Origin of the sequence: uncultured Gemella sp., assembly GCF_963525875.1 — a bacterium.
Lineage (GTDB): Bacteria > Bacillota > Bacilli > Staphylococcales > Gemellaceae > Gemella.
The window spans coordinates 1-4,575 of the sequence record NZ_CAURMG010000072.1; the positions used below are offsets into that span (position 1 = coordinate 1).

General features: G+C 31.5%; 4 protein-coding genes and 1 pseudogene. All 5 read right to left on the minus strand.

All coding sequences use genetic code 11. The features are described 5' to 3' along the window. Window positions 1–374: pseudogene (locus RWQ73_RS07730) on the minus strand (RDD family protein); the annotation flags it as partial. 13 nt (window positions 375–387) lie between these two features. Further along, window positions 388–1,365 carry a signal peptide peptidase SppA gene (sppA, locus tag RWQ73_RS07735; protein ID WP_314407792.1) on the minus strand — a complete coding sequence of 326 codons (978 nt, stop codon included), beginning with the start codon at window positions 1,363–1,365 and terminating at the stop codon, window positions 388–390. A gap of 87 nt (window positions 1,366–1,452) precedes the next feature. Continuing rightward, window positions 1,453–2,763, minus strand: coding sequence for a DUF4767 domain-containing protein (locus RWQ73_RS07740; RefSeq protein WP_314407794.1), 1,311 nt, complete (start codon window positions 2,761–2,763; stop codon window positions 1,453–1,455). An 11-nt stretch (window positions 2,764–2,774) separates the two neighbouring features. Then, entirely contained in the window at window positions 2,775–4,136 is a 1,362-nt protein-coding gene (gene dnaB, locus RWQ73_RS07745) for a replicative DNA helicase (protein ID WP_314407796.1), read from the minus strand. 22 nt (window positions 4,137–4,158) lie between these two features. Then, window positions 4,159–4,575 (minus strand): 50S ribosomal protein L9 (gene rplI, locus RWQ73_RS07750; RefSeq protein WP_314407798.1); only part of this gene is annotated, 417 nt, incomplete at its 5' end.

Sequence of the window (4,575 nt, forward strand, 5' to 3'; positions counted from 1 at the left end):
GTAAACATAACAATAACATAACTTAAAGACTCTTCTCCTAAAATAGGAAAATCAAGTACCTTATTTAATAACCCAAAGCTAATAGTATTTAATAAACTAGATATAGCATAAATAACTATCATATCGATTAAATATGAAATAAATCTAGTCCAAAAGCCTGCATAGAAATTCTTTGAAAGAATCATATAATCTTCTATTGATGTTGGTAATGTGAGATCTTTTTCTTTTATATCAACTTTCTCTTCTACTTCTTTGACATCTACTTTTTCTTCAGTTAATTCTATGTTTTCTACGACCTCATCCGAAATCATCTCTGAAACTTCATCAGAATGAGCATTATCAGAAGGTATTTTATTATTTAAATCATTATTCATTTAAATCCCCTCCCTATCCTAAATAACTACGCTCAACTTTATTTGAATTTACTTCACTATTCAATTCAGAGATAAAACTTTTCGTAGTCGCTTTTACAAATCTAGAAATTAAACTTTCTGCAGTTTTATCAGCTCTTAACTCAATTACAGTTGGATTAGACAGTCCTTTTTCTTCTTTTATTAAATCAATAAGCTCATCTTCCGTACCAACTTTATCAGCTAGTTTATTCGCTACCGCTTGAGTACCAGTGTAAGTTCTACCGTCAGCAAGTTTCTTAACTTCATCTTCACTTAGGTGTCTACCTTCTGCTATAGCTTTAACGAATCTTTCGTATGCTTCTTTATTTTGTTCTTGCAGAATTTTTCTAGTTGATTCTGGTAAGTCTTCTGTTAAACCACCCACTGCCTTTTGTTCTCCAGAACGGATAGTTTCTTGTTTAATTCCATGATCGTTTAAGAATTTTTGAGCAGAAACATAACTCATAATTACACCTAGTGATCCAGTAGTTGTCTCAGTATTTACAAAGATCTTCTTAGCTGGTGTAGACACATAATATCCACCTGATGCAGCCATCTTTTTCATTGAAACATAAACATCCTTACCACTGTTTTTAAGGGCGTTATACAATTCAGCAGTCTCATAAACACCACCACCTGGTGAATTTACAGATAATAATATTGCTTTTACATTTGGATTATCTTTTGCTTCTTTAATTTGATTTAGAACAGAACCTCTTGAATAAGCATTTGTCATTTCTGAATTAATTTCACCATCGATAGATATTTTTTGAATCACTTCATTACTATCACCTTTTCTTAAAGTCAACTTAGTAATACTTTGCTCTTGTAAGAATTCCATTAAATATCCATTTAATTCTGCATTATCTTTTTTACTATTATTGCTTGATGTGATAGTTCCTTTGATTAACGAAAATACTACTAAGACTACCACAATAATCGTTGATATCAATCTTTTATTTTTGAAATTCATATTTTTTTCCTCCAAAACTTTATAATAATATTTTTGTAAAAAGCCAGTGACAGACAATAGTTTCGCTATCTGCTCCTAGCTTTTAATTTATTCACCTTTTACTATTTTTTCAAAGCCTTCTTGTAGGTAAATGTTCGCTGTTTTCTTGAAGTATATATATTTCTTATCATTACCTTGATTTTGTTCAGTTACCAATACAATCGGCTCACCATTAAATATTACAAAGTAATATAAGTGAGAAGCTGGACCTGAAACATTCTCTACATCAGAATATACCGCAACTATATTATAAACATCCTTGTAACTTCCTTCAGATGACCATTTCATATTGACTAATTTATCACCTTCAAGTACCAAACGTGTTTGACCAACAGTCTCACTCTCACCAGGAAGTTGCAGTCCATTATAATTAACTTTTTTATCTATTGAATATTCCTTATAATTTTGATTTAAAGATTTTTCCCAACCTTTTACAAATTGGTATAACTTCTCCCTTTTATTTTTATTCCAATATGATGTACCTGCAGATTTTTTATCTTCTTTTTTCGAACTATTTTCATCCGATAAGCCAGTTACTGTCAATGTTCGCTTAAAGCTTCCGCTAAGTTTTAGACCTTTCTTCTCAGCTTCTTCTTTATTAAGAGTTATCTCTACATCAACCTTACTTCCATTTTCCAAGTTCTCCTTAGGAAAATATTTAATCTCCGGTTTTCTAAGGAACTTCTTAATATTTTCATCAGCATCTTTGATTTCTGGAATCTCCTTGATGTTAACATCAACCTTGCCTTGTCTATTAGCTCCATAAACGGCTAATTCAACCTTATATTGATCAAGATGCACTACTTTCGAATCCTTATTATAAAACTTGAAATAATAAACAACCGCTGCAATAAGACACACTAAGATAAAAGCTACTAAATAACCTAATTTTGATTTCTTTTTTTCAGGGTCTTTTTCATTTTTCTTCTTAATATTCGTTGATTTAGAATCCCTATTTCCATCATAATTATTGCCTTGGAAATTATTATTTTGGGTATCATACTGCGAGGAATTTCCAAATTGATTATCAACTACATTATTACTTAAATAGCGATTATCTTCCACATAATTTCCATCTTTATCATAATAACCAGTTATAATAAAGAAGCCATGTTGATCATAATATCCTGCGGGTGTTAAATTATCATCTAAATAATAGGTATTCTCCGAAACAAAATTACCATTCTGGTCATAATAGCCGCCAGGAGCAAAATTACCATTCTGATCATAATATCCATTTTGTATAAAGTTACCATTTTCATCATAGTAACCATCTTGTATGTAATTACCATTTTGATCATAATAGCCATTTACATTATTAGGTTGATTATTTTGCGAATCATTACCTTTATTATTCATAACTTCCTCTCCTATTCACTATAACTTTTCGACACAAACTTGTTATATCGTTTCATGAATGCAAGTTCGGCCGTACCAGTTTGTCCATGCCTATTCTTAGCTATAATTACTTCTATTGTTGATACATCGCTAGCTTCTTGAACTTCTTTTTCATCGGCATCTTCACTTCTGTAGTAATCTCCTCGATATAAAAATGAAACTATATCAGCATCTTGCTCAATACTTCCAGATTCTCTAAGGTCACTCATCATAGGTCGTTTATCCTGTCTAGATTCAACACTACGTGAGAGCTGTGATAAGGCAATTACAGGACATTCCAATTCCCTTGCCATTTGTTTTAAACTACGAGATATTTCAGATACTTCTTGTTGTCTATTATCAGTTCTCTTACTGCCCTGAAGAAGTTGAAGATAATCAATCACAACTAAGTCTAAACCGTGTTCAGCTTTTAATAACTTACATTTTGCTTTTACTTCATTAACTTTAATAAATGCACTATCTTCAATAAAAACATTTTTTTGATTTAAGAAATGAACAGCTGTCTCTAGTTTCATAAGATCGTCATTATCAAGATTACCTTTTTTAATCTTTTCAGAATCTATCATTCCTTCACTACAAATCATCCTAGATACCAGTTGATCAGCACCCATCTCTAAAGAGAATAGCGCAACTGTTCTTTTTTCTTCTTCAGAACGAGGATTTTTCCCTGCAATATTAAGCGCGATATTTAGTGCAAAAGCTGTTTTCCCCATTGCAGGACGAGCAGCAAGAATTATTAAATCCCCTTTACCAAAGCCTACTATCCTATCCAATGCTCCGTATCCAGTTGGAATAGCCACATTTTGTCCTTCTCCTGCCATACGCGCTAATATCTCTTTAAAAACTTCTTCCGTAATATCTTTCATATTTTTAAACTGAGAATTTTTAGCACGCTCCATGGCACGTTCTACTTGATCAAATAATGTTGCAGTTAATGAATCTATGTCAGCATTACCTTGATTCATTTCCTCAGTACTATTTAAAAGTGCTAAGCGAATTTCTCTGTAAATTGAATATCTTTTTACTAGATTCGCATAATGCATAATATTTCTAGAACTTGGAGTAACATCATATAAATCCACTATATATAATGAGGCATCCACATTTCTGAATGCCCCACTATTATTTATTTCTTCAAAAATCGTAGTGGTGTCAGGTATTATTTCCATTTCATCTAAACGCAAAATAGCACTATAAATATCTTTATTTCGTTCATCATAAAAGTCTTCTGAATCAACTGTTGCTTTTACTTCTACTAATTTCTCTGGCTCCTGCATTAGAGCCCCTAGTAACGACTGCTCTGCCATTATGACAGAATCTATATGATATTTCATATTATCACCTACATTTTATCTACTATTGTTCCACTACATGAACCTTAATAGTTCCCTCTACTTGATTGTGTAATTTAATTTTTACATTCGTATAACCTAAAGATTGAATACCATGTGGTAAATCGATTTTCTTCTTATCAACTTTTAAATCATGTTGTTTTTTAAGTTCTTCAACAATTTGTTTAGAAGACACTGATCCGAATAATCTTCCACCTTCACCAGCTTTAACTTTAATTTTCACTTCTAATCCTTCTAATTGTTTAGCAAGTAAGTTAGCTTGTACTAATTCTTCTTGTTTATCTTTTTCAACACGTTTTTGTTGTCCTTTAAGTGTTGCCATATTAGCATTTGTTGCCGCTACAGCTTTCTTATTAGTTATTAAGAATTTTGCATATCCATCAGCAATTTCCTTAACATCTCCTTTTTTACCTTTTCCTTT